The sequence below is a fragment of the Streptomyces sp. NBC_01116 genome (assembly GCF_041435495.1).
Taxonomy (GTDB): domain Bacteria; phylum Actinomycetota; class Actinomycetes; order Streptomycetales; family Streptomycetaceae; genus Streptomyces.
Genome location: NZ_CP108644.1, coordinates 6493020 through 6518383, shown reverse-complemented (window position 1 = coordinate 6518383; position 25364 = coordinate 6493020). Strand labels below are relative to the sequence as shown.

The following is a 25364-nucleotide window of genomic DNA, read 5'->3' as shown; positions in this document are numbered from 1 at the left end:
GCCACTCTATCCGGTGCGGCCGTACGGCTCAGGGGTCCGCCAGCTCTGAAAGGGCCGGTCAAGGGTGTAGCGACCGCTCTCGCCCAGCAGCAGGGTCCGCGTCTCGCCGTTGCCGGGGTTGGAGAGCGACTCGAACTCCGCGACCGACCAGTGGAACCAGCGCATGCAGAACAGCCGCATCGTCAGTCCGTGGGTGACCAGCAGGACGTTCTCCGGATGGTCCGGCGCCTCGAAGCTCCGGTGCAGGCTCTCCAGGAACGCGCCGACCCGGTCGTAGACGTCGGCGCCGGACTCGCCCTGGGCGAAACGGTAGAAGAAGTGCCCGTAGGCGTCCCGGTAGGCCTTCTGCAGCCGCACGTCGTCCCGGTCCTGCCAATTGCCCCAGTCCTGCTCGCGCAGGCGGGGCTCCTCGCGCACGCGGACGCGCGCCGGGTCGAGGTCGAAGGCCCGGAACGTCTCGTGGGTGCGGCGGTACGGCGAGATGTAGACGCTCACCCGTTCCTCGCCGAACTGGTCGCGCAGCCCCTCCCCGGTCTCCCGGGCCTGACGCAGACCTGCGGGGGTGAGCCGGAGCGCGTGGTCGGGCTCCCGCTCGTACACCGTGTCGTCGGCGTTGCCCTCGGACTCACCGTGCCGGACGAGGACAATGCGCTGCGGACGTGCCATGCCCCGAGCCTAGGCCGCCCCTACCGGGGGCGCGCGGCCCGGGTCACACCGTCCAGGACGGTTCCAGCTCCACGACGTCTCCCGTCAGCGCGATCACGTCCGTCTCGGTCCCCGCGCGGGCCGCCAGCCGCTCGGCCCCCGCCGCCCGGTACTTGCCGCGCTCGGCGCTCGACTTCCACAGGGACAGCGCCAGGAACTCGTTGCCGGGAGCCTCGCCGAACACGCCGCGCAGCATGCCGGGCGATCCGGCCATGGCGGGGTTCCACACCTGCTGCTGCATCAGCACGAAGTGCTCGGCCCGCTCCTCGTGCACCCGGCTGTGCGCGACCCTGACGACGTCCGCCTCCGCGAAGTGGGGCTCGAAGCCCGTCTTCACGTCGAAGCGGCGCTCGAAGAGCGTGACCTGCATGTCGCGGAACATGCCCGACTGCCCGGCCGCCAGCCGGTCGTGCCCGCGGGCCATGAAGGAGTCGTAGAAGACGCGGCTCTCCCAGAACGCGAAGACATGGGCGACGTCGGGGCGCGTTCGGCTCCACCCGCCGCTCTGTCCTCTGAACCCCGGCTCGCCGAGCAGCCCCGCCCACTTCCGCTGTCCCCGCTCGAAACCATGACGGTCCACCACGGAACAGCGAATCCACTTCACCAGCACCGCGCCATCGTACGGCGCGGAACGTGTCGCGCGTCACGGTCCCGGGGAGTGCGCCCCCGGCCGTCCGTTCCGCTCGCGCACCGGATCGCGGGTGCCCGAGGAGGCCGCAACGCCCGTGCCGGGGCCGGAGGGTGGCCCGAATCCGCCGCCCGTGGCCGGAGCAGTTGGTTCCGCGGCCGGTTGCGTACATGATCGGGTGAATCGTGTACCAGGTGATGGGAACGGTCCGTGGGCCGTCGGCCGGGAGGGAAGTCCCTTGAGCACTCCGAACAAGGACATCGAAAAGGTCGAGGTGCGGGTCAAGTGGGACCCCAGTCCGCACGGGGCCGCGGCCAACGACCTCGACATCATCGCGGCCACCTACCCGGTCGGCGAGCCGTACGGCGCCCCCGCCTATCTGGTGCACTTCGACAGCCGCTCGCCGGACGGCACCATCACGCTGAACCGGGACAGCCGGACCGGGCAGGGTTTCGGCTTCGACGAGGTCATGACCATCGAGCTGAACCGGCTGGCGGACGCGTACGGGCGGGTGGTGGTCGGTGTCGCCATCCAGCAGCGCGACGGTCACAAGACCTTCGGCGACATAGGGAGCACGGCGATGGAGATCCGCGAGGGCTACACGAGCCTGACCGAGAGCGACTTCTCCGAGGTGGCGTGGGCGAGCGCGGCGGTCATCGGGGAGTTCACCCGGGACGGCTCGGGGCTCTGGGGCTTCCGGTCGGCCGTACGCGGCTTCGACGGCGACCCCGACGCGTTCGCCACGGTGATGGGAAGCCGCGTCGCCGAAGGGTGACATCGGTCAGTTCCGGCCAACCCGGCGTGGGCGTCGGCGACCTGCCGAAAAGGGCAGGGATCTGCCGAAGGGGACCGGCCGTAGGCCGGTCCCCTTCGTGGACCACGGGTCAGCCGCGCGTCGGCGCGGCTCCGCGTCCGGTCAGCTGCAGCCGCTCGTCGAGCCGCAGCCCTCGCAGATGTAGCAGGAGCCGGCGCGCTGCATCTTCGTACCGCAGGAGAAGCAGAGCGGGGCGTCGGCGCTGATGCCGAGCTGCATCTCGACCAGTTCGGCCGAGGTGTGCGCCGTCTTCGGTGCGGGCTTCGCGGCGGGCTCCTCGGGAGCCGCCACCACCTTCAGGGGCTCGGCGCGGACCGGGGCGGCCAGGCTGTCCGCGTCCAGGCCGTCCGTCTCGAACGACGGCTCGTAGCTGCCGGTGTCCAGGTGGCGCTGGCGCTCCTCGGCGGAGTGGATGCCGAGGGCGGAGCGGGTCTCGAAGGGCAGGAAGTCGAGCGCCAGGCGACGGAAGATGTAGTCGACGATCGACTGCGCCATCCGCACGTCCGGGTCGTCCGTCATACCGGCCGGCTCGAAGCGCATGTTGGTGAACTTCGAGACGTACGTCTCCAGCGGGACGCCGTACTGCAGACCGACCGAGACGGCGATGGAGAAGGCGTCCATCATGCCCGCGAGGGTCGAGCCCTGCTTGGACATCTTCAGGAAGACCTCGCCCAGACCGTCGTCCGGGTAGGAGTTGGCGGTCATGTAGCCCTCGGCGCCGCCCACCGTGAAGGAGGTGGTGATGCCGGGACGGCCCTTCGGGAGGCGCTTGCGGACCGGGCGGTACTCGACGACCTTCTCGACCGCCGTGCGGATGGTCTCCTCGGCCTTCGCGGTGACCGCTTCCTTCTCCTTGTCCTTGGTCTTGGCGGAGAGGGGCTGGCCGACCTTGCAGTTGTCGCGGTAGATCGCGAGCGCCTTGACGCCCATCTTCCACGCCTCGAAGTAGACCTCCTCGACGTCCTCGACGGTGGCCGTCTCGGGGAGGTTCACCGTCTTGGAGAGCGCGCCGGAGATCCACGGCTGGATGGCCGCCATCATCCGGACGTGGCCCATCGCGGAGATGGAGCGCTCGCCCATCGCGCAGTCGAAGACCTCGTAGTGCTCGGTCTTCAGCGCGGGGGCGTCGACCACGTTGCCGTTCTCGGCGATGTGGGCGACGACCGCCTCGATCTGCTCGGGCTGGTAGCCGAGGCGGCGCAGCGCCTGCGGCACCGTGCCGTTGACGATCTGCATCGAGCCGCCGCCGACCAGCTTCTTGAACTTGACCAGGGCGAGGTCGGGCTCCAGGCCGGTGGTGTCGCAGGACATCGCGAGACCGATGGTGCCGGTGGGCGCGATGACCGAGGCCTGCGCGTTGCGGAAGCCGTTCTTCGCTCCGAGCCGGATCACGTCCTGCCAGGCCTCCGTCGCGGCGGCCCAGACCGGCGAGTCGAGGTCGTCGACGTGGACGGCCTTGGCGTTGGCGTCGGAGTGCTGCTTCATGACGCGCTGGTGCGGCTCGGCGTTGCGGGCGTAGCCGTCGTACGGGCCGACGACCGCGGCCAGCTCGGCGGAGCGGCGGTAGGAGGTGCCGGTCATCAGCGAGGTGATGGCGCCGGCCAGCGCGCGGCCGCCGTCGCTGTCGTACGCGTGACCGGTCGCCATCAGCAGGGCGCCGAGGTTGGCGTAGCCGATGCCGAGCTGGCGGAAGGCGCGGGTGTTCTCGCCGATCTTCTGCGTGGGGAAGTCCGCGAAGCAGATCGAGATGTCCATCGCGGTGATGACCAGCTCGACGACCTTGGCGAAGCGCTCGGACTCGAAGGACTGGTTGCCCAGGCCGTCGTCCTTGAGGAACTTCATCAGGTTCAGCGAGGCGAGGTTGCACGAGGTGTTGTCCAGGTGCATGTACTCGCTGCACGGGTTCGAGCCGTTGATCCGGCCGGACTCCGGGCAGGTGTGCCAGGCGTTGATCGTGTCGTCGTACTGGATGCCCGGGTCGGCGCACGCCCAGGCGGCCTCGGCCATCTTGCGGAAGAGGGACTTGGCCTCGACCTCTTCGATGACGTCGCCGGTCATCCGGGCGCTCAGCCCGAACTTGCCGCCCGCCTCGACGGCCTTCATGAACTCGTCGTTCACCCGGACCGAGTTGTTGGCGTTCTGGTACTGGACGGACGTGATGTCGTCGCCGCCCAGGTCCATGTCGAAGCCCGCGTCGCGCAGGGCGCGGATCTTCTCCTCCTCCTTGACCTTGGTCTCGATGAAGTTCTCGATGTCGGGGTGGTCGACGTCGAGGATGACCATCTTGGCCGCGCGGCGGGTGGCGCCGCCCGACTTGATCGTTCCGGCGGACGCGTCGGCGCCGCGCATGAACGAGACCGGGCCGGAGGCGTTGCCGCCGGAGGAGAGGAGCTCCTTGGAGGAGCGGATGCGGGAGAGGTTCAGGCCGGCGCCGGAGCCGCCCTTGAAGATCATGCCCTCTTCCTTGTACCAGTCGAGGATCGACTCCATGGAGTCGTCGACGGCCAGGATGAAGCAGGCGGAGACCTGCTGCGGCTGGGGCGTGCCGACGTTGAACCAGACCGGGGAGTTGAAGCTGAAGACCTGGTGCAGGAGGGCGTACGCCAGCTCGTGCTCGAAGATCTCCGCGTCCGCGGGAGAGGCGAAGTAGCTGTGGTCCTCGCCGGCCTTCCGGTACGTCTTCACGATCCGGTCGATCAGCTGCTTGAGACCGGTCTCGCGCTGCGGCGTGCCGACAGCTCCGCGGAAGTACTTGCTGGTGACGATGTTGACCGCGTTCACCGACCAGAAGTCGGGGAACTCGACGCCACGCTGCTCGAAGTTGATCGAGCCGTCGCGCCAATTGGTCATGACGACGTCACGGCGCTCCCACGCCACCTCGTCGTACGGGTGCACGCCGGGGTTGGTGTGGATGCGCTCGATACGCAGACCCTTGCTCGCCTTGGCGCCCTTGGTACGGGAACCTCGTGCCGGGCCGCTCGCCGTCTCTGTCATGCCGCCTCCCATATGTGGGCGAAAACGCCCTGAAGTGCCCAGATCTTCCCAGGCACAATGTGTGTCCGATGCTCCGGGAGCCGCACGCGGCAGCCGGAAGCACATCTCATGTCGCCCTGCCGCCGGGGTCCGCAGTCGTGAGAACGTCTGCGGGCACGGGCGTCCCGGGCGGGTACCGCTCAGTCGGCGGCGATGGCGGGCGCGGGGACCTCGAGGGTCTCTCCGCTCCCGCAGTCCTCCGCGGAAGGCCGCTGCGTACGCAGTTCCACGATGGCGGCCTCGAAGTCTTCCAGGGAATCGAACGCCCGGTACACGGACGCGAAGCGCAGGTACGCGACGAGGTCGAGTTCCTGCAGCGGGCCGAGGATGGCCAGTCCCACGTCGTGGGTGGTCAGCTCGGCACTGCCGGTGGCGCGCACCGCCTCCTCGACCCGCTGGCCGAGCTTGGCGAGGGCGTCCTCCGTGACGGGTCGCCCCTGGCATGCCTTGCGGACGCCGGAGATGACCTTGGTGCGACTGAAGGGCTCGGTCACGCCGCTGCGCTTGACCACCATCAGCGAGCAGGTCTCCACCGTGGTGAAGCGGCGGGAACAGTCGGGGCACTGCCGGCGGCGACGGATCGACGTCCCGTCGTCGGTGGTGCGACTGTCGACGACCCTGCTGTCGGGGTGCCTGCAGAAGGGGCAGTGCATGGCTCCCAACCCTCCTTCACACGCACGACTGAATAGCCTCTTCAGGGCCTTGTCCAGGCCCTTGGAAGCAGTCCCCAGCATAGGCGATGGCCACGGTGCGATTGAACCGCGACCACAACTTCTGGGTGACTGGAGCAATCCAACCACTAGATCTAGGGTTGAGTCGCGTTTCCGGCCCCATCGCGTGTCGCGCGCCGGACCTCTCGCGGGAGGCCGCCCGGGGAGAGCGTCGGCCAGAGAAGAGGGTACGGGAAACGCAGGGGCGCCGAGCCGCCGGGGCTCCGGCGCAGCGGTCCGGATGAAAGACTCGGGCCGACGCCGCGACCGGCTTCCGCGGAGCGTTCGCACGCCCTCTATCCTGGTTGCTCATACACCTGTCGGTAGCACCACGGCACTCCTTTATTCGTTTTTCACTCGAACGTGTGTTTGGCGCAACCTTTCGAAAGCTACTACCGTTGTCCAGCTAGGGAGAACATTCGAGAGGGGCTGACGTGACCACCACCGCAGACAGTGCCACCATCACCGCCCGGGACCACCGCTCCCAGAGCCGACTTGAGCCGGTGCATGCCATGAATGACTCAGTCACGAACACGGACGGGCCCGAGCCCGCACGCCCGGGACGCTCCATGCCCGGCAGGCCCCCCGGAATCCGGGCGGACAGCTCGGGGCTCACGGACCGGCAGCGGCGGGTCATCGAGGTCATCCGCGACTCCGTGCAGCGGCGGGGATACCCGCCCTCCATGCGGGAGATCGGTCAGGCGGTGGGCCTGTCCAGCACGTCGTCCGTCGCCCATCAGCTGATGGCGCTGGAGCGCAAGGGCTTCCTCCGCCGGGACCCGCACCGGCCCCGCGCCTACGAGGTGCGCGGATCGGACCAGCCCAGCACCCAGCCGACCGACACGACGGGCAAGCCCGCCGCCTCCTATGTGCCGCTGGTGGGCCGGATCGCCGCCGGTGGTCCGATCCTCGCGGAGGAGTCCGTCGAGGACGTCTTCCCGCTCCCCCGCCAGCTCGTCGGCGACGGTGAGCTGTTCGTCCTGAAGGTCGTCGGCGACTCGATGATCGAGGCCGCGATCTGTGACGGCGACTGGGTCACCGTACGCCGCCAGCCCGTCGCGGAGAACGGGGACATCGTCGCCGCCATGCTCGACGGCGAGGCGACGGTCAAGCGCTTCCGCCGGGAGGACGGTCACGTATGGCTGCTCCCTCACAACGCCGCGTACCAGCCGATCCCCGGCGACGAGGCGACCATCCTCGGCAAGGTGGTGGCGGTGCTGCGCCGGGTCTGAGCACGTCAGATCCGAGAGAAGCGTCGGTCACGGCTGTCTGCCCCGGGGTCACTGCCTAGGACGTCGATCATGACGTCGGTCCCGGGGCTTTGCCGTGCCCGGCCGCCCGGAGTCGGGCGGCCGGGCGGGCCCCGGCGGATCAGGCCCCGTCCGCCTTGGCCTGTGCGTCGATGGCGGCCAGTGAGCGGCGTGCCTGGTTCCGGTCGGTGGTGTACCAGAAGTCCGGCAGCGAGGCGCGCAGATAGCTGCCGTACCGCGCGGTGGCGAGCCTCGGGTCCAGCACGGCGACGACGCCCTTGTCGCCGGTGGCCCGGACCAGCCGGCCCGCACCCTGGGCCATCAGCAGAGCGGCGTGCGTCGCCGCCACCGCCATGAAGCCGTTGCCGCCCGCCTCCTCGACCGCCTTCTGCCGTGCGCTCATCAGCGGATCGTCCGGCCGGGGGAACGGAATCCGGTCCATGACCACCAGCTGACAGCTCGCTCCCGGGACGTCCACGCCCTGCCAGAGCGACAGGGTGCCGAAGAGGCAGGTCTCCGGGTCGGCGGCGAAGTTCTTGATCAGCTCGCCGAGCGTCTCCTCGCCCTGGAGCAGGATGGGCCTGTCCATCCGCCCCCGCAGCTCCTCGGCCGCCGCCTTGGCTCCCCGCATGGAGGAGAACAGCCCCAGCGTGCGCCCGCCGGCCGCCTCCACCAGCTCGGCGAGCTCGTCCAGCATGTCCGTACGCGATCCCTCGCGCCCCGGGGTGTTCAGATGCCGGGCGACATAGAGGATGCCCTGCTTCGGATAGTCGAACGGGGAGCCGACGTCCAGGCCCTTCCACTGCGGGACGTCCTCGCCCGCCGTGCCCTCGGGAGCCAGCCCGAGGGACGCGCCCACCCCGTTGAAGTCTCCGCCGAGCTTGAGGGTGGCCGAGGTCAGCACCACGGACCGCTCGGCGAAGAGCTTCTCGCGCAGCAGCCCGGAGACGGAGAGCGGGGCGACCCGGACGGAGGCTCCGAACCGGTCGTGCTGCTCGTACCAGACGACGTCGTACTCCGAGCCCTGGGTGATGCGCTCGGCCACGCCGTGGATCGACTCGACCGAGGCCAGGGCCTGCTTGCGGACGGCGTTCTCGTCCTCGACCGACTTGTCCCGGGTGGCGCCGATGGCGGAGATCACCGTGCGTGCCGCGTCGCGCAGCGCCATCAGCGCGTAACCGAGGTCCTCGGGCACCTCCTCCAGACGTCCCGGGAGCGCCAGCTCCATGACCCGTTCGAAGCCCTCGGCGGCAGTCTGGAGGGCGTCGGCGGCCTTCTCGTTGACCAGCTTCGCCGCCCGGCGGACCGCGCGGTTGACCTGGGCGGGAGTGAGCTCGCCGGTGGCGACGCCGGTGACCCGGGAGACCAGCTCGTGCGCCTCGTCGACGATCAGCACCTCGTGCGACGGAAGCACCGGCGCGCCCTCGATGGCGTCGATCGCGAGCAGCGCGTGGTTGGTGACGACCACGTCCGCGAGCTTCGCCCGCTCACGGGCCGCCTCCGCGAAGCACTCCGCGCCGTACGCGCACTTCGTCGCGCCCAGGCACTCGCGCGAGGAAACCGAGATCTGCGCCCAGGCCCGGTCCGAGACGCCGGGGGTCAGGTCGTCCCGGTCGCCCGTCTCCGTCTCGTCCGACCAGTCCCGCAGCCGCAGCAGGTCCTGGCCGAGCTTGCTGGACGGGGCCGCCGCCTCGAACTGGTCGAACAGCCCCTCCTCCTCGTCCTGCGGAACCCCTTCGTGGAGCCGGTGCAGGCAGAGGTAGTTCGACCGGCCCTTGAGCATGGCGAACTGCGGGCGGCGGCGCAGCAGCGGATGCAGGGACTCGACCGTGCGCGGCAGGTCCCGCTCCACCAGCTGTCGCTGGAGGGCGAGGGTGGCCGTGGCCACGACGACCCGCTCCCCGTGCGCCAGGGCCGGCACCAGATAGCCGAGCGACTTGCCCGTACCGGTGCCGGCCTGGACGAGCAGGTGGGATTGGTCGTCGACGGCCTCGGCGACGGCCTCGGCCATGGTGACCTGGCCGGGCCTTTCCGTACCGCCGACGGCGGTGACGGCGGCGTGCAGGAGCTCGGGGAGGGATGGCTTCGTCATAGCCCGACCACCCTACGGCGCACCACTGACAACGGCGATCACTCCCGGACCCGGACGGAGGGGTGCAACGGGTTGGGGACCGTGCCGTGGATCGCCGCGTGCGGCCGGCTGGCCCGGTCCCGGTAGCCGTCGACGAGCAGGCGGTTGCGGTTCAGGCAGAGGCGCTCGATCTCGGGGGTGAGCATGTCGAACAGCTCGAACCGTTCCTTCAGCTCCGGGAAGCGGGCGTGGTGGCGGACTATCTCCGCCCGGACGAGTGACCAGAACGCGTCCTCGGAGACACCGAGCTGCTCCTCGCACAGGGGCGACAGATAGCGGAAGACGCCCACGAAGAGACCGGAGTGGATGAACTGGGTGAGGAAGGACGGCTGCTCGGTGAGGAGGACGGCGCGCACCTCGTCGGGCATGTCGGCGTGCTCGGGCAGCGGGCGGGCGCTGACGTTGACGTCGTCGACGAAGTCCTTGATGGCGAGGCGTACGGGCACGTCGTGCTCGTCGAACACGACGATGGCGTTCTCGCCGTGCGGGGAGAAGACGGTGCCGTAGCGGTAGAGGAAGTGCAGCAGGGGCGGCAGGAGCGCGGCGAAGAGCCGCTTCAGCCAGGCGTCCGGGGTGAGGCCGGAGCGCTCGACCAGCTCCGCGGTGAACGCGCGGCCCGCCGGATCCGTATGGAGGAGGGAGGCGAGCGTGCGGGCCCTTTCGCCCGGGGCGAGGCGGGGCGGCAGCGGCTCCCGCCAGATCGCGCCGAGGATCTCCTTGTACTGGTAGGGCGCTTCGGGGAGATGGTCGTACAGCGGGTGCTCGACGGCGACGGAGGCGACCTCGCCGAGGAGGACGACCCGGCAGGTGTCGCGCAGGAAGGGGTCGCCCTCGCACAGCCCCTGGACCCAGGCGGTGACCGCGGGGGCGGCGAGGGTCCGTTCGGTCGGCAGGCCGCGCCAGACCAGGGTGTTGAGGATGGAGAGCGGGAGCTTCACGGTGTGCCGCTCGGGCCGTTCCACGTTCGCGAACGTGCGGATGGACTGCTGCGGGAGGCGGGCGTCGCCGTCGGTGTGCAGGGCCACGATGTCGCCGTCGGCGATGGCCGGGGCGAAGAGCGGCACGATCCACTCGTCCCACTGCCAGGGGTGCACGGGGAGGTAGAGGTAGTCCCGCGGGTCGTGTCCCCGGGCCCGCAGCACCTCGGCGAAGGCGTCCCGGACGTCCTGGTCGAGCTCGCCGTCGTACAGCTGCTCGGGGGTGTTGACGCGGCCCACGCCCCGGAACTGCGCGATGCGGGTGCTGACCGCGATCCACGGCAGCCGGAGCGGGCTGCGGGTCTCGGGGGTGAAGCGGGCGGCGTCGGCGGCGGAGAAGCCGAGCCGTCCCTTGCTCGCCACCAGCCAGGGGTGGCCGGTCTGATGACCCTCCAACTCCGCGTAGTCGAGCGCGGCGAGCTGCTCGGCGCTGAGCGCGGTGTGGTCGAGCCGGGCGTCGGCGGAGAGCGTCCGGGTCAGCTCGCGGATGAGGTGGCCCAGCGTCGTGCCGTCGAGCCCGAGGAGGTCCCGGGCCCGGGTGAGGAACGTCAGCGGGTCGCGGAACGGCCGGGTGCCGCCGGCCGAGCCGTTGGACGGCGCCTCGGTGCCCGCGGCGGTGGGTGAGCCGTTGGCGAGGGCGGTCGGAGCACCCGCCGCGACCTCGATCGAGTCGGGGTCGACGCGCCAGCTGCCGTAGACGCCGCGCCGGGCCGTGAAGGCGAGCGCTCCCCCGTCGTCGAGGGTCAGCCGGTGGCGTCCGGCGGTCCCGGACTGCGGGACGGGCTCGATGATCTTCTCGTAGGCGAACTCGCCGAGCATCTTGGCGAGGAGCCGTGCGGCGGCCCGGTCCCAGATCTGCCGGTTCAGCTCCGGAGGGCTGAACAGCTGCGGGGACTCGGCTGATTCACGGCTCGCGGGATATATCGGCACGGGGACTCCTCCGGATGGAACCTCTGGGGTTCGAGCGGTGTGGAAAGTGCGGTGAGTAAGTCACAGCTGGGCTCGGTACGTTCGGTCGCGGATCATCAGCGCGGCGCGTTTGTCGGGGAGATCCACTTCGGCGGAGAAGCGGAAGCCGGCGCTGAGGAACGCGGATACGGAGGGGGTGTTGCGCAGGTCCGGCTCGGCGACGACCCGTCCGCACCGCGGGAGGTTGTCCAGGACGAGGTCGGCGACGGCGCGGAGCAGGGTGGTGCCCACGCCCCGGCCCCGGTTGTTCACCCCTCCGATGAGGAGATGGACTCCGGTGTCGTGGGGGCGGGCGGGGTAGTGGCGGGCCAGGGGGTCGAGGTCGGCCCGGTAGATCTCCCAGTAGCTCATGGGTGTGCCGTCGAGCACGCCCAGGCACGGGATGCTCCGTCCGTCTCCTTCGAGCTGGGGCCTGAGGTGGTCGGCGGTGACGGACTCGGGTCCGGAGAGCTCCCAGAAGGCGGCCACGGCAGGGTCGTTCATCCAGCGGCTGACGACGGCGAGATCACGCTCCGGCCGGACCGGGAGCAGGGCGAACTCTCCGGCCGCCGTGAGGGCGGGCGGCCAGGTCCCCGGGTCGCCCAGCAGCTCGTGGGTGACCTGGGTCCGGGCCGCCCCGGTGCCTCGTTCCCCGGCGATCAGGGCGAGGAGTTCCTCGGTCAGCTCCAGGTCGAGGGTGTCCTCGACGCCGGCGCCGCCGTCCGTGGTGTCGCCGTCCGCACTGCTGCCGGACGATTCGGTGCCGGACGGTTCGGTGCCGGACCGCTCGGCGGAGCCGTGGTCGGCCGGTACGGCGTCGGGTTCCGCTGAGGGTTCGGCGGGAGGCACGGTGGCGCTCTCCTCTCTGGACCGGGTGCGGTCGGTGGGCGTCTCCGGTACGGGTGCGACCGGAGTCCGCCCGGGGCGGGTGGTGCTCAGCTGTGCAGCGGGTTGGCGATGGTGACGTACACGGACTGGGTGTCGACCGGTCCGACCAGCTCGTCGAGGCCGTGGAGCCGGGTCAGCAGGTTGGCCTTGCAGCGCAGTTGGCGGTTCTGAAGGAGGTACGCGGGCAGGGGCGAGCCCAGTTCCGCGGACTCGGTGAGGAATCGGCGCAGGACGGTGAGGAGTTCCTGCTCGTCGGCAAGGCGCTGGGCCCCGAACGCCCCGATCAGGCCGAGGATGTTGTTGATGCCGAGGTAGTAGGCGAACCGCTCGTCGGTGACCGGGTCGGAGACGAAGGTGTCGCTGACGGCGCCGATGCCGGGAAGCCGCTGCTCCAGCTCGTCGCGGCGGGAGTCGCGGAAGTAGTAGCCCTGGTTGTCCCGGTAGCGACCGCCGACGGGCCAGCCGTCCGGGTCGAGGAGGACGAGGGTGTTCTGCTGGTGGGCTTCGAGGGCGACTCCGCCGTGGGCGTCGAGCCAGAGGACCGGGCGCACGACGTGGTGCAGATAGCGGCGGAACCATGCGGCGGACACGTCGGTTGTGGTGCGACCGGTGCGGTCGGCCAGGGCGGAGACGACCTCGGCGAGCCGGGAGCTCATACCGGGGCGGCCGGGCCGGGGACGCTGCGCGGTGAGTCCCGCGATGCAGGCGACGTCGTCGCCCGGGCCGAAGGGGTTGTGGCGGAGCATCACGTCGAGCCCCGTGACGGGTGCGCCCTCGGGGTCGTCGACGGCGAGCCACGCCGGGTCCCGGACGATGTCGAAGCCGGGGTGCTCCCGCTGCCACTGCTCGGCGAGCCCGGTCGACAGGAGGCGGTGGACCTCGACGCCCCGGTGCAGCTCCTTGCGGAGGTTCTCCCGGCGGGAGTTGGTGATGCGGACGCCGAGGGAGAGCTTGAGCATCACCCGTGCCCCGGGCCGGTGCACGGTGCGGATGGAGGAGGTGGGGTGCCAGTGCTCGCCGTGGGGGCCGAGGTCGTGGAGCAGGCCGGTTCCGGCGAGGGTCCTCACCTGGGGGCGGTGGAGCAGATCGGCGGCCTGCCAGGGGTGCACGGGGACCGCGACGGTGCCGGGCGGCGGCTTCAGCCCTGCGGCGTGCGGGGCGAGCAGCTCCTCGGCGGTGGCCGGACCGCCCTCGGTCCAGGCGGAGTCGGTGGCGATCAGCGACCGGTCGACGGCGAACCAGTGGAGCGGGAAGGACCCGTGGAACTCCGGGGAGTAGCGGCGGGACTCCGCGTCGGAGAGGCCCTCGCGGCTCTTGGGCGTGGGGTGGAGGGGGTGGCCGAGCAGCAGGGACTGTTCGGCGGTGAGGAAGAGGTCGGCTTCGGCGGGGTCCTCCGGGCTGCGCCGCCGCTGGTCGATGAAGCCGGCGGTGTGGCGTACGGAGTCGGCGACCCGGGCGACCAGATCGCCCGCGCCGCTCTCGCCGCCCTCGCGGCCGATGAGGACGGCGACGGTGGCGGCGTCGGCGGGCGGGGCGCCTGCGGGGGCGTTCTCCAGGACGGGTGCGCCGAAGCGGTGGGCCCCGGTGGCGGACCAGTAGTGCACCGGGACGAGCAGGGCGGTGCCGCTGGCGGGGAAGGCGATGCGCAGGGTGTCGCCGTCGGGGCGGGGCAGGTCGCTCTCCCGGGTCCAGCACCGCAGGAGGCTCTCCGCGCCCGCCGCGTCGGCGGCCCGCAGCGGGTCCGGGTCGTCGAGAGCGTCGGGGCTCGGGCCCCGGCCCGCCCGGACGCGGGTGTCCGGGCCGGGTGCGTGGCCGGCGGGGACGGGATCGCGCGGGGATTTCTGGCGGGGCACGGTCGTCGCCTCGACCGTGCCGGGGGCGGCCGGCCCGTCCTGCCCTCGGTGCTGGGGGGTGCCGTGGCCGTCGGCCTCGGACGCGGGGGTGGGGTTCACGGCGTTCTTCCTTGTGGGGATTCCGGGTTCAGGTGGTCGGCCCGGCGGTGGTCCGACGGTGCGGGAAGCGTGTCGCGGCTGCCAGCGCGTCGGCGAGACGGTCGACGACGGCACTCGCCTGCTCGTCGGTCAGGGTGAGGGGCGGAAGAAGGCGGACCACGGCGTTGTGGCGGCCGCCCAGTTCGACGATGAGGCCGCGCCGCAGGCATTCCTGCTGCACGGCGAGGGCGAGGGCCGGGTCGGGCGGCGGAGCCGGGTGGTCGTCGCCTGTTTCTGCGGGCAGGGGCGCGCGCTCGGGATCCACCAGCTCCATGCCGATCATCAGTCCACGCCCCCGTACGTCACCGATTCCCGGGTGGTGTGCCCGAAGCTCCGTCAGACGGGCGAGCATCCGGGCCCCCAGGACCGCAGCGCGGTCCGCCAGTTGATTCTCCCTGACGTACGCGAGCGTGGCCGCGCCCGCCGCCATGGCGAGCTGGTTGCCACGAAACGTACCCGCGTGGGCGCCCGGCTGCCAAAGATCCAGTTCAGCGCGGTAGACGATCACGGCCAGCGGCAGGGAACCGCCGATCGCCTTGGAGAGGACCATGACGTCCGGGACGACGCCGCTGTGCTCGACGGCCCAGAAGGCGCCGGTCCTGCCGACCCCGGTCTGCACCTCGTCGGCGATGAGCGGGATGGAGCGGTCCTCGGTGATCCGGCGCATGCGGCGCAGCCAGGAGTCGGGGGCGGGATTGACGCCTCCCTCGCCCTGGACCGGCTCCACGATCATTCCCGCGGGGGACGGCACCCCGCCCTTGCGGTCGTCCAGGAGGTGTTCGGTCCAGCGGGCGGCGAGTGCGGCACCGCGCTCGCCGCCGGTCCCGAACGGGCAGCGGTAGTCCTGCGGGAAGGGCAGCCGGGTCACCCGTACGTCGGTCGCGCCGCCGGACGCGTCCAGGGCCCCGGCGGTCATGCCGTGGTAGGCGCCGGTGAAGGTCAGCAGGCCGGTGCGCCCGGTCGCGGCGCGGACCAGTTTGAAGGCGGCCTCGACGGCGTCCGTACCGGCCGGGCCGCAGAACTGGATGCGGGCGTTGTCGGCCAACTCCCCCGGCAGGGTGGCGAACAGCTCGGTGGTGAAGGCGTCCTTGACCGGGGTGGCGAGATCCAGCACGTGCAGGGGCGCGCCGGAGTCGATGACCTTCCGGATGGCTTCGAGCACGACGGGGTGGTTGTGTCCGAGCGCGAGGGTGCCGGCGCCCGAGAGACAGTCCAGGTACCGTCGTCCGTCCGCGCCCTCGATGGTGAGCCCGCGGGCGCGCACCGGGACGATCGGCAGGGACCGCGCGTAGGTGCGGGCCGCCGATTCGCGCTGGGTCTGGCGACGGAGAATGCCCTCGTGTGCGGGGGGCTGCGCCACCGGAGCGGGTTCGGTCACGGACACGGCTCTTGATCCTCCTGCGGTAACGGTTGCGTTCCACGTCGGTACGTTTTCGCGCGGACGGGCCGAGGGCGTCAACGCTGTCCTGGTGTCCCCCGTACGTACCAACGACGCCGTCCGCGATGGATCACGGGTACATCGGAACATCCTCGCGGCGACGGAACCGTGGACCTGCCGCGTGCCGTCACCATCGGCACCGGCATAGTGGGGGCCGCACAGGGGCGCGGAGCACCTGCTCCGGCGCCCGATGTGTCCGCGACACAGCACGAGTACCGAGTGACGAAGTCCCAGGGGGATCACGAGATGCGACCCATTCGCCCGATCGATACCGCACGGCGCGGGAGGCGCGCACGGCGCATACCCTCCAACGCGCTCGCCGCGACCGCCGTCGCCGCCGTGCTGGCGCTCACCGCCACCGCGTGCGGTCCGGAGGAGGACAACGCGGGCGGCACGCCCAGCGCCTCGGCCGACCAGTCGTCCGACGGCAAGGTCACCCTTCCGGACGACCTCAAGGACCGGCTCAAGGAGCACGGCATCGACCCCGACAAGTGGCGGGACGGTGAGTGGAAGAACTGGGACAAGGACAAGTGGCTGCGTGAGGCCAAGGACTTCGTCAACCCGATCATCGACGGCCTGTGGGACCCGGACCGGATGCGGGAGGCGGACAAGCCCCCGGAGAACCCGGTCGACAACGACATCTCCGGCGACGACGGCGTGACGGACCCGACGCCGGCCCCGGTCCAGGCCGCCGGTGTCGCGACGCCGTACCACGACAACGCCCCGGAGTCCGGGAAGCTGCTCTTCGACGGCCCGCAGGGCTCGATGGTCTGTTCCGCGACCGTGGTGAAGGACCCGGCCAACCCCGGCAAGTCCAACATGGTGTGGACCGCCGGACACTGCGTGCACGCGGGCAAGAAGGGCGGCTGGTACCGCAACATCGCCTTCGTCCCGGCGTACAACAACGACGGCCTGTCGCTCGCCGAGCTGGAGACCGCGCCCAAGGAGAAGATCGCTCCCTACGGCGTGTGGTGGGGCAAGTGGGCCCAGACCTCCGAGCAGTGGATCGCCCAGGGCGCGGCCGTGGGCGGCCAGGGCGCCCCGTACGACTTCGCGGTGCTGCACGTGACGCCGGAGAAGGGCGCGGGCGGCAAGTCGCTGGAGGAGACGGTCGGTTCGGCGCTTCCGGTCGAGTTCAACGCTCCCGCCGTGCCGGAGATCGACGCGATGACGGCCACGGGCTACCCGGCCGCGCCGCCGTTCGACGGTCAGAAGCTGCTCCAGTGCGAGGACAGGCCGGGCCGGCTCTCCGTCTTCCAGGACCAGCCCACGATGTACCGCGTCGGCTGCACGATGACCGGCGGCTCCTCCGGTGGCGGCTGGGTCGCGGCGGGCCAGGACGGCAAGCCCGCCCTGGTCTCGAACACCTCGATCGGCCCGGTCACCGCGGGCTGGCTGGCCGGCCCCCGGCTCGGCAAGGAGGCCGAGGGCGTCTACCGCGCGGTGAGCGAGAAGTACGCGGGCCAGTAGGTCCCGGCTTCCGGCGACGGACCCTCCGCACGGGATCACGGGATCACGGGACAGCAGATATCGTCCGCGGCCCCCGGTACGGCAGCAGCCGGCCGGGGGCTCCGGCCGCCGACCGCACGCCGAAGGCCCGGCCCTCGCGAACTTTCAGAGGAGTTCGCGAGGGCCGGGCCTTCCGGTTGTCGTGCGGTCCCGCGGGCGTCAGTGCGCGGCGGGGACGAAGGTGCCCAGCTCCGCGGCCAGCTCCTCGTGGACCTGGGCCTTGAGCAGGGTGCCCTCGGCGGTGTGCTCCTCGGAGAGCACCTCGCCCTCGGCGTGCACCCGGGAGACCAGAGCCCCCTGGATGTACGGCACGAGCACCTCGATCTCCACGGACGGCCGGGGCAGCTCGGCGTCGATGAGCGCGAGCAGCTCGTCGATTCCGGCGCCGGTCCTGGCCGAGACCGTGATCGCGTGCTTCTCGTTGCGCAGCAGGCGCTGGAGGACCAGGGGGTCCGCCGCGTCCGCCTTGTTGATCACGACGATCTCGCGCACATTCACCGCGCCGACGTCCCGGATCACCTCGCGCACCGCGGCGAGCTGCTCCTCCGGCACCGGGTGGGAGCCGTCCACCACGTGGAGGATGAGATCGGACTCGCCGACCTCCTCCATGGTGGAGCGGAACGCCTCGACGAGGTGGTGCGGCAGATGCCGGACGAACCCGACGGTGTCGGCCAGGGTGTAGATGCGGCCGCTCGGCGTCTCGGCCCGGCGGACGGTCGGGTCCAGGGTGGCGAACAGGGCGTTCTCCACCAGGACACCGGCCCCGGTCAGGCGGTTGAGGAGCGAGGACTTGCCCGCGTTGGTGTATCCGGCGATGGCGACGGAGGGCACCTTGTTGCGCTTGCGCTCCTGCCGCTTGATCTCGCGGCCGGTCTTCATCTCCGCGATCTCCCGGCGCATCTTCGCCATCTTCTCGCGGATCCGTCGCCGGTCCGTCTCGATCTTGGTCTCACCGGGTCCACGGGTGGCCATGCCGCCACCGCCGCTGGAACCGCCGCCGCCCATCTGACGGGAGAGCGACTGGCCCCAGCCGCGCAGCCGCGGCAGCATGTACTGCATCTGGGCCAGCGAGACCTGCGCCTTGCCCTCACGGGACTTGGCGTGCTGGGCGAAGATGTCGAGGATCAGGGCGGTCCGGTCGACCACCTTCACCTTGACGACGTCTTCCAGGTGGATCAGCTGGCCGGGGCTCAGCTCACCGTCGCAGACGACGGTGTCGGCACCGGATTCGAGCACGATGTCCCGCAGCTCCAGCGCCTTGCCCGAGCCGATGTAGGTGGCCGGGTCCGGCTTGTCGCGTCGCTGGTACACCGCGTCCAGCACCTGTGCGCCCGCCGTCTCGGCGAGTGCGGCGAGCTCCGCGAGCGAGATCTCCGCGTCGCGCACCGTCCCCGAGGTCCAGACGCCCACCAGCACCACGCGCTCCAGGCGCAGCTGGCGGTACTCGACCTCGGTGACATCCTCGAGCTCCGTGGAGAGACCGGCCACGCGTCGCAGCGCGGCACGCTCGGAGCGGTCCAGCTGATCGCCGTCCCGTGCTCCGTCGATCTCCTGGCTCCAGGCGACGTCCTCTTCCATCAGGGCGTCGGCCCGAAGGCTCTCGGTGAGGCTCTCGGTGGTGTTCTCCGTGGCGCTCTGCGCGTCCTGCGCGTCCTGGGGAAGGGAAGAAGAGGAGGTCATTGGATCCTTACGTCGATAGAAGTCTTTACGCCAGTCACAACGTGTGATCTTCCCGGATGATTCCCTGCCGGGAACTCCGGTGCGGTCCGCCGCGCCGACGCGTCGATACTGGCACGGCCCCACCGGGCCCGTCACGCGGGTTTCGCGCTGCTCCAGTCGGGGTGGCCCGGCATGGGCGGGGTCTTCCCGCCGTACAGCCAGCCGTCGAAGAAGGCGGTCAGGTCCCGTCCCGCGATGCCGGACGCGAGCCGGGTGAAGTCCGCGGTGCTCGCCGTGGAGTCCCGGTGCACCCGGACCCAGGTGCGCTCCAGCCGGTCGAAGGCGGACTCGCCGATCTCCTGGCGCAGGGCGTACAGCACCAGCGCGCTGCCGTCGTACACGACCGGCCGGAACAGGCTGAGCTTCTGCCCCGGGACCGGTCCGTCCGGGTGCGCCGGAGGGCCGCCGTCCGCGCGCCAGCCGTCGGAGAGCCTGTACGCCTCGCGCATCCGCCGCTCCAGGGTCCCGCCGCCGTTCTCCTCGGCGTAGCGGGCCTCGTACCAGCTGGCGTGTCCTTCGTTGAGCCACAGGTCGGACCAGCTCGCGGGCGAGACGCTGTCGCCGAACCACTGGTGGGCGAGCTCGTGCATCATCACCGAGTCGACGTACCACTCCGGGTAGCCGGGCTCGGTGAAGAAGGACTTCCCGAACAGCGACAGCGTCTGGGTCTCCAGGGCGAAGCCGATGGGGCTGTCGGCGACGAGCACCCCGTACGTCTCGAAGGGGTAGCGGCCGACCTGCTTCTCCATCCACTCCAGCTGGGCCGGGGTCTTCTTCAGCCAGGGCTCCAGCTTCTTCCGGTCGGCGGCCGGGACGACGTCGCGCACCGGCAGTCCGTGCGGGCCGGTGCGGTGCAGGACCGCGGAGCTGCCGATGGAGACCTGGGCCAGCTCGGTCGCCATGGGGTGTTCGGTGCGGTAGGTCCAGGTGGTCGTGGCCCCGTGCCGCACCTTGCCGGCGGGCAGGCCGGCCGCGACCGCGGTCAGCTTCTCGGGGGCGGTGATCCGGAAGGTGAAGTACGCCTTGTCGGAGGGGTGGTCGTTGCCGGGGAAGACGCGGTGCGCGGCGTCGGCCTGGTTGGCCATGGCGAGGCCGTCGGCGGTACGGACCCAGCCGCCGTCGTCCCCGGATCCGCTCGGGTCGCTGGTGTGCCGGACGGTGATGTTCAGCGGTACGCCCGCGGGGAGGCGGCGGGGGGCCTGGACGATCAGGTCCTCGCTCTTGCTGCCGAAGTCGGCGGCCAGTCCGTTCACCTCGACTCCGCGGACCGTGCCCCGGGCGAAGTCGAGGTTGATCCGGTCCAGCGACGCGGTGGTGCGGGCCCTGATCTTCGTGACGGCGTCCAGGGGCTCGGTGTTGCCGCCGCGGTACGTGAAGGCGATGTCGTACGCGAGGACGTCGTATCCGGGGTTGCCCAGCTCGGGGAAGAGCCGGTCGCCGATGCCCAGGGGCTCGGGGGCGGGCAGAGTGGCGGCGACGAGGGTGGCCGAGGCGGTCGCCAGCAGGGCGGCGCGCAGGCGGCGGTTGAGGAGCGGCATGGACTACCGCTATCAGCGCATCGCCGCCCGGCCGGGGAGCCGCGCGCCGCGCCACTCGAACGAGGGCGCGCCGCCCGTGGGTGGCGGGGTGCGGTCGGCCGGGAAGCGCGGTTCGGGGGTGGCGGCATCCCGGGCCCGCCAACTCGGCGCGGGCGGCTTCCGATGGGCGCCGCTCCCGTGGGTACGGCTCAGCCGGCCGGGGCCGGATGCTGGGCGCGGCTGACGTCGTAGACCCCGGCGACCTCGCGCATGGCGCGCATCAGTGCGGGCAGGCCCGCGGCGTCGGGGAGCTGGAGGGTGTAGGTGTGGCGGACGCGCTGCTCGCTGGGCGGCTCCACGGTGGCGGAGACGATCGCGGCCTCGGCGGTGGCGATGGCCTCGGTGAGGTCGGCGAGGAGCCGGGGGCGGCCGAAGGACTCGGCGACCAGGGTGACCCGGCAGCCCGCGTCGGACTCCCGGCCGTCCCCGTCGGCCCAGCGGGCCCCGACCGGGGCGCGGCCGATCTCCTGCATGGCGGCCACGGCGGGGCACTCGCGGCGATGCACGGTGACGGTGCCGCCGCGGACGAGGAAGCCGGTCAGCTCGTCGGGGGGCACCGGCGTACAGCAGCCGGCGAGGCGCACGGGCGCGTCCGGGCCGTCGACGACGACGCCCGTGGCGCGGGGGCCGGACCGGGTGCGCGGCGGCGCGATGGCCTGTGCTTCGCGCTCCGGACCGGCGGGCTCGGCCGGGCCGGGTCCGCCCGGGTCCACGGACGTCATCGTCGAAGAGGTGGGCTTCGCCTCGTCGGGGTGGTCGGTGAGCCAGCCGGTGATCGCGATCCGGGCGGCGGGGGTGCGCGCGTGGTCGAGCCAGTCGGGCGAGGGGCCGGACGCGGTGTCCTGGGCGAGCAGCAGTTGCACGGTGTCGCCGTCGCTGAGAACGGTGCTCAGGGTGGCGAGGCGGCCGTTGACCCGGGCTCCGATGGAGGTGTGCGCCCGGTCGCCGTACTGCGCGTAGGCGGCGTCGACGCAACTGGCCCCGGCGGGCAGCCCGAGGGTGCCTCCGTCGGTGCGGAACACGGTGATCTCACGGTCCTGGGCGAGGTCGGCGCGCAGGGTGGTCCAGAAGGTGTCGGGGTCGGTGGCGGACTCCTGCCAGTCCAGCAGCCGGGAGAGCCAGCCGGGCCTGGTCGGGTCGGCGCGCTCGTCGGACGGCTCGGTCTGCGGGGCGGCTGCGGCGTCCTGGGCGTACGGGTTGCCCAGCGCGACGACGCCCGCCTCGGCGACCTTGTGCATCCGGTGCGTGCGGATCAGGATTTCGGCGACGGCGCCTCCGGGGCCGACGACCGCGGTGTGCAGCGACTGGTACAGGTTGAACTTGGGGGCGGCGATGAAGTCCTTGAACTCGGAGATCACCGGGGTGAAGCAGGTGTGCAGCTCGCCGAGGACGGCGTAGCAGTCGGCGTCCTCGGTGACGAGGACGAGCAGCCGGCCGAAGTCGGTGCCGCGCAGCTCGCCGCGTTTCCCGCGGACCCGGTGCACGGAGACGAAGTGGCGTGGCCTGATGAGGACTTCGGCGCTGATGCCCGCGTCGCGCAGGGTGCCCCGTACGTTGTCGGCGATGGTGTCGAGGGGGGCGTCCGGGCCGGCCGCGGCGGCGATCAGGGCGCGGGTGTGCTCGTACTCCTCGGGGTGCAGGATCGCGAAGACCAGGTCCTCCAGCTCGGTCTTGAGCGCCTGCACGCCGAGCCGTTCGGCGAGCGGGATGAGGACGTCCCGGGTGACCTTGGCGATCCTGGCCTGCTTCTCGGGGCGCATCACGCCGAGGGTGCGCATGTTGTGCAGCCGGTCCGCGAGTTTGATCGACATGACCCGGACGTCGTTGCCGGTGGCGACGAGCATCTTGCGGAAGGTCTCCGGTTCGGCGGCGGCGCCGTAGTCGACCTTCTCCAGCTTCGTCACGCCGTCGACGAGATAGCAGACCTCGTCCCCGAACTGCTCCTTGACCTGATCGAGCGTCACCTCGGTGTCCTCGACCGTGTCGTGGAGCAGGGAGGCGGTGAGGGTGGTGGTCTCGGCGCCCAGCTCCGCGAGGATCAGGGTGACGGCCAGCGGGTGGGTGATGTACGGCTCGCCGCTCTTGCGCATCTGGCCGCGGTGCGAGGACTCCGCGAGGACGTAGGCCCGGCGCAGGATGGTCAGGTCGGCGTCCGGGTGGTGGGCGCGGTGCGCCTCGGCGACATGCCCGATGGCGTCGGGCAGCCGGTCGCGGGAGACCGGGCCGCGCAGCGCCACCCGGCCCAGCCTGCGCAGATCGATCCGGGGGCGGCTCCGCCTGCGAAGGGGAGCGCCCGGATCGGCGGCCTCTGCACTCATGGGCACCTCCGGCGACGTCGACCGGCGCTGGGGAGGAGCGGATGCCCCTCGGGACCGGTGCTTGATGCTATCGACCCCACCACGTGGCGCAGTCCAGCTCTCGCCCAGCGTGAAACGGATCACCCATTCGAGCGAAGCTCGGGTCGGTCATCGTTTCGCGTGAGCCATTCCTAGGAGGTTTCGAGCCAGGCCGGGTCGATGACGCCCTCGGCGACGATCACCGCGGGCCCGGTCATGTCGATCGCGCCGTCGGGGTACTCGGTGATGACGAGGGTGCCGCCGGGGAGGTCCACCCGGTAGGTGACGGGGAGGCCGGTCGCGGCGGGGTCGGCGCCGTCCCGGCGGGCCGTGGCGACGGCGACCGCGCAGGCGCCTGTACCGCAGGAGCGGGTCTCGCCGGAGCCGCGCTCGTGGACGCGCATGCCGACGTGGCGCGGGCCCCGGTCGACGACGAACTCGACGTTGACGCCGTCGGGGTAGACGGTCGCGGGGCTGACGGGCGGGGCGGTGAGCAGGTCGCCGGCGTGGTCGAGGTCGTCGACGAAGGCGACCGCGTGCGGGTTGCCCATGTTGACGTTGCGGGCGGGCCAGCTGCGGTCGCCGACGCCGACCGTGACGCTCTCCTCGGGGAGCAGGGCGCGTCCCATGGAGACGGTGATGTCGCCGTTCTTGGCGAGGTGCACGCGCTTGGGGCCGCCTCGGGTGGCGACGGTGAGGTCGCCCTCCTCGACGAGGCCGGCGCGCTGGAGGTGGTGGGCGAAGACGCGCACGCCGTTGCCGCACATCTCGGCGATCGAGCCGTCCGCGTTGCGGTAGTCCATGAACCACTCGGCCGTGTCCGCCATGCCGCGCGCCTCGGGGTGCGCGGCGGACCGCACGACGTGCAGCAGGCCGTCGCCGCCGATGCCGGCCCGGCGGTCGCAGAGCCGGGCGACGACGGCGGCGGGCAGCGTGAGGGCGTTGTCCGGGTCCGGGACGATCACGAAGTCGTTCTCGGTGCCGTGACCCTTGAGGAAGGCGATCTGCGAGGTGCTCACACGCCAACTGTACGAGGCGGCGCCGACAGCCCGCACGAGCGGGCGCGGCACGGCCGTCAGCGCAGCCGGGCCACGCGCCAGACGGCGAGGGCGACCAGGGCGGCGCCGGTCAGCACGTACAGCGCGATCACCCGCCAGTCGGGGCGGTCGCCGGAACCGCGGGAGGGCAGGCCCGGCCAGGTGTGCCCGACGCGGCGGGCGGCCATCATGCCCCAGCCGGCCGCGCAGCAGCTGATCAGGAGCCCCAGCATGGCGACGATGGCACCGCCGTCGCCGAACTCGAAGGCGAGAGGGAAGGCGAACATCAGCGAGCCGACCGCGGCCAGCACGACGATGGGCGCGAGCTGCCAGATCCGCAGCTTGCGGGTGGGCCGCAGCTCGACCTCGACCTCGGGGGCCACGTCCTGCTCGTCGGGCCCGTCAGGACTGAGCCGTCCAGCGGTCTCCCGCGGTGACGGCACGTCGTGCTCGGTGTCGCGCTGCTCCGTGTCGCGAGGGCCGGCCTCCATCGCCACGCGCCCTCCCAACTCGGACTCCACTGGTGATCGATGCTCGATGATGGCACGGTCGCGGGTGTCGAATTGACGGGCGGAGCTTCCCGATGCCATCACGTGATCAGGCTGTGACCGCCCGTTCGACCAACGTCAGCGCCCGGTGCGGCAGTTCCTCCCGGTCACGGTGTCCGCCGCCGAGCCACACGACACGCGCGTCGCGGCGGAACCACGAGTCCTGACGGCGGGCGAAGCGCTTGGTGGCGCGCACGGTCTCGGCCCGCGCGTCGTCCTCGGTGCACTCCCCCGCGAGCACCGCGAGAATCTGCTGGTAGCCGAGCGCCCGCGAGGCCGTGAGGCCCTCGCGCAGCCCGGCCTCCTCCAGGGCGCGCACCTCGTCCACGAGGCCCGCCTCCCACATCCGGTCGACGCGCAGGGCGATGCGCTCGTCCAGTTCGGGGCGGTCCACGTCGACGCCGATCTGCACGGCGTCGTAGACCGGCTCGTCGCCGGGGAGGTTGGCGGTGAAGGGTTTGCCGGTGATCTCGATGACTTCGAGGGCGCGGACGATGCGGCGGCCGTTGCTCGCCAGGATGGACCGGGCGGCGCCCGGGTCGGCGGCGGCGAGGCGTTCGTGCAGGGCGCCCGGGCCGCGCTCGGCCAGCTCCGCCTCCAGACGGGCTCGCACCTCCGGGTCCGTACCGGGGAACTCCAGGGCGTCGATGGCGCCCTTCACGTACAGCCCGGAGCCGCCGACGAGGATCGGGGTGCGTCCCTCGGCGAGCAGCCGGTCGATCTCCAGGCGGGCCAGTCGCTGGTACTCGGCGACGCTGGCGGTCTCGGTCACGTCCCAGATGTCCAGCAGCCGGTGCGGCACGCCGTCGCGCTCGGGGAGCGTCAGCTTCGCGGTGCCGATGTCCATGCCCCGGTAGAGCTGCATGGAATCGGCGTTGATCACCTCGCCGCCGAGCCGCTGGGCGAGAAAGACCCCCAGATCCGACTTTCCGGCTGCGGTGGGGCCTACGACGGTGATGACGCGGGGGGCGGAAGCGGGAGGGGTCACCCGGACAGTCTCCCAAATATCCGGGGCCTTCCGAACACGCCGGGGATCCAGGGAGACGCGGCCGGGCGCGGGAAGCGACGTCAAGAACGCGCCGCGCAAGCGCCGGGGAAGCGTAATAAGGCGAGTAAAAACGGCAG

18 protein-coding genes are annotated in these 25364 nt (G+C 71.6%); 3 read left to right on the top strand and 15 right to left on the bottom strand.

Annotation, left to right across the window (positions count from 1 at the left end):
• Positions 1–6: 6 nt before the first annotated feature.
• Positions 7–666 carry a histidine phosphatase family protein gene (locus OG245_RS28795; RefSeq protein ID WP_371626293.1) on the bottom strand — a complete coding sequence of 220 codons (660 nt, stop codon included), beginning with the start codon at positions 664–666 and terminating at the stop codon, positions 7–9.
• A gap of 43 nt (positions 667–709) precedes the next feature.
• Positions 710–1315 carry a YdbC family protein gene (locus tag OG245_RS28790; RefSeq protein ID WP_371626292.1) on the bottom strand — a complete coding sequence of 202 codons (606 nt, stop codon included), beginning with the start codon at positions 1313–1315 and terminating at the stop codon, positions 710–712.
• A gap of 256 nt (positions 1316–1571) precedes the next feature.
• Between OG245_RS28790 and OG245_RS28785 the strand changes: the two genes are divergently transcribed.
• Positions 1572–2108, top strand: coding sequence for a TerD family protein (locus tag OG245_RS28785; protein WP_371626291.1), 537 nt, complete (start codon positions 1572–1574; stop codon positions 2106–2108).
• 141 nt (positions 2109–2249) lie between these two features.
• Here the strand turns inward: OG245_RS28785 and OG245_RS28780 are convergent, their stop codons facing one another.
• The gene (locus OG245_RS28780; protein WP_371626290.1) at positions 2250–5141 is read right to left on the bottom strand and encodes a vitamin B12-dependent ribonucleotide reductase; all 2892 of its coding nucleotides are present in this window, start codon (positions 5139–5141) and stop codon (positions 2250–2252) included.
• Between the two features lie 179 nt (positions 5142–5320).
• The gene (gene nrdR, locus OG245_RS28775) at positions 5321–5833 is read right to left on the bottom strand and encodes a transcriptional regulator NrdR (protein ID WP_365079113.1); all 513 of its coding nucleotides are present in this window, start codon (positions 5831–5833) and stop codon (positions 5321–5323) included.
• Positions 5834–6324: 491 nt separating this feature from the next.
• Between nrdR and lexA the strand changes: the two genes are divergently transcribed.
• Positions 6325–7122 (top strand): transcriptional repressor LexA, encoded by a 798-nt coding sequence (lexA, locus tag OG245_RS28770; protein ID WP_010072358.1) that lies wholly within the window; start codon positions 6325–6327, stop codon positions 7120–7122.
• Positions 7123–7261: 139 nt separating this feature from the next.
• On the opposite strand, the gene OG245_RS28765 is transcribed toward lexA, so the two are convergent.
• The 5 genes from OG245_RS28765 to OG245_RS28745 form a co-directional block, all read right to left on the bottom strand.
• Positions 7262–9232: an ATP-dependent DNA helicase gene (locus OG245_RS28765; protein ID WP_371626289.1), complete on the bottom strand. Its 1971-nt coding sequence runs from the start codon at positions 9230–9232 to the stop codon at positions 7262–7264.
• Between the two features lie 38 nt (positions 9233–9270).
• Entirely contained in the window at positions 9271–11178 is a 1908-nt protein-coding gene (locus OG245_RS28760; RefSeq protein ID WP_371626288.1) for an IucA/IucC family siderophore biosynthesis protein, read from the bottom strand.
• 60 nt (positions 11179–11238) lie between these two features.
• Positions 11239–12045 (bottom strand): GNAT family N-acetyltransferase, encoded by an 807-nt coding sequence (locus OG245_RS28755; RefSeq protein WP_371626287.1) that lies wholly within the window; start codon positions 12043–12045, stop codon positions 11239–11241.
• 86 nt (positions 12046–12131) lie between these two features.
• Positions 12132–14036: an IucA/IucC family siderophore biosynthesis protein gene (locus OG245_RS28750; RefSeq protein ID WP_371626286.1), complete on the bottom strand. Its 1905-nt coding sequence runs from the start codon at positions 14034–14036 to the stop codon at positions 12132–12134.
• A gap of 28 nt (positions 14037–14064) precedes the next feature.
• Positions 14065–15459, bottom strand: coding sequence for a diaminobutyrate--2-oxoglutarate transaminase family protein (locus OG245_RS28745; protein WP_371626285.1), 1395 nt, complete (start codon positions 15457–15459; stop codon positions 14065–14067).
• Positions 15460–15759: 300 nt separating this feature from the next.
• Here OG245_RS28745 and OG245_RS28740 point away from each other — a divergent pair, with 300 nt between their 5' ends.
• The gene (locus tag OG245_RS28740) at positions 15760–16983 is read left to right on the top strand and encodes a serine protease (protein ID WP_371626284.1); all 1224 of its coding nucleotides are present in this window, start codon (positions 15760–15762) and stop codon (positions 16981–16983) included.
• A 198-nt stretch (positions 16984–17181) separates the two neighbouring features.
• On the opposite strand, the gene hflX is transcribed toward OG245_RS28740, so the two are convergent.
• The 6 genes from hflX to miaA all read right to left on the bottom strand — a co-directional run bounded on the left by hflX (position 17182) and on the right by miaA (position 25227).
• Positions 17182–18702 carry a GTPase HflX gene (gene hflX / locus OG245_RS28735; RefSeq protein WP_365547144.1) on the bottom strand — a complete coding sequence of 507 codons (1521 nt, stop codon included), beginning with the start codon at positions 18700–18702 and terminating at the stop codon, positions 17182–17184.
• A 131-nt stretch (positions 18703–18833) separates the two neighbouring features.
• Complete coding sequence (locus tag OG245_RS28730; RefSeq protein WP_371626283.1) at positions 18834–20279, bottom strand: M1 family metallopeptidase; 1446 nt, start codon at positions 20277–20279, stop codon at positions 18834–18836.
• A gap of 188 nt (positions 20280–20467) precedes the next feature.
• Positions 20468–22636, bottom strand: a complete 2169-nt coding sequence (locus tag OG245_RS28725; protein WP_371626282.1) for a bifunctional (p)ppGpp synthetase/guanosine-3',5'-bis(diphosphate) 3'-pyrophosphohydrolase — start codon at positions 22634–22636, stop codon at positions 20468–20470.
• 170 nt (positions 22637–22806) lie between these two features.
• A complete protein-coding gene (dapF, locus tag OG245_RS28720; protein ID WP_371626281.1) occupies positions 22807–23673 on the bottom strand; it encodes a diaminopimelate epimerase in 867 nt (288 codons plus the stop codon).
• Between the two features lie 56 nt (positions 23674–23729).
• The gene (locus tag OG245_RS28715) at positions 23730–24182 is read right to left on the bottom strand and encodes a hypothetical protein (RefSeq protein WP_371628017.1); all 453 of its coding nucleotides are present in this window, start codon (positions 24180–24182) and stop codon (positions 23730–23732) included.
• 106 nt (positions 24183–24288) lie between these two features.
• Positions 24289–25227 (bottom strand): tRNA (adenosine(37)-N6)-dimethylallyltransferase MiaA, encoded by a 939-nt coding sequence (gene miaA, locus OG245_RS28710; RefSeq protein ID WP_371626280.1) that lies wholly within the window; start codon positions 25225–25227, stop codon positions 24289–24291.
• Positions 25228–25364: the final 137 nt, after the last annotated feature.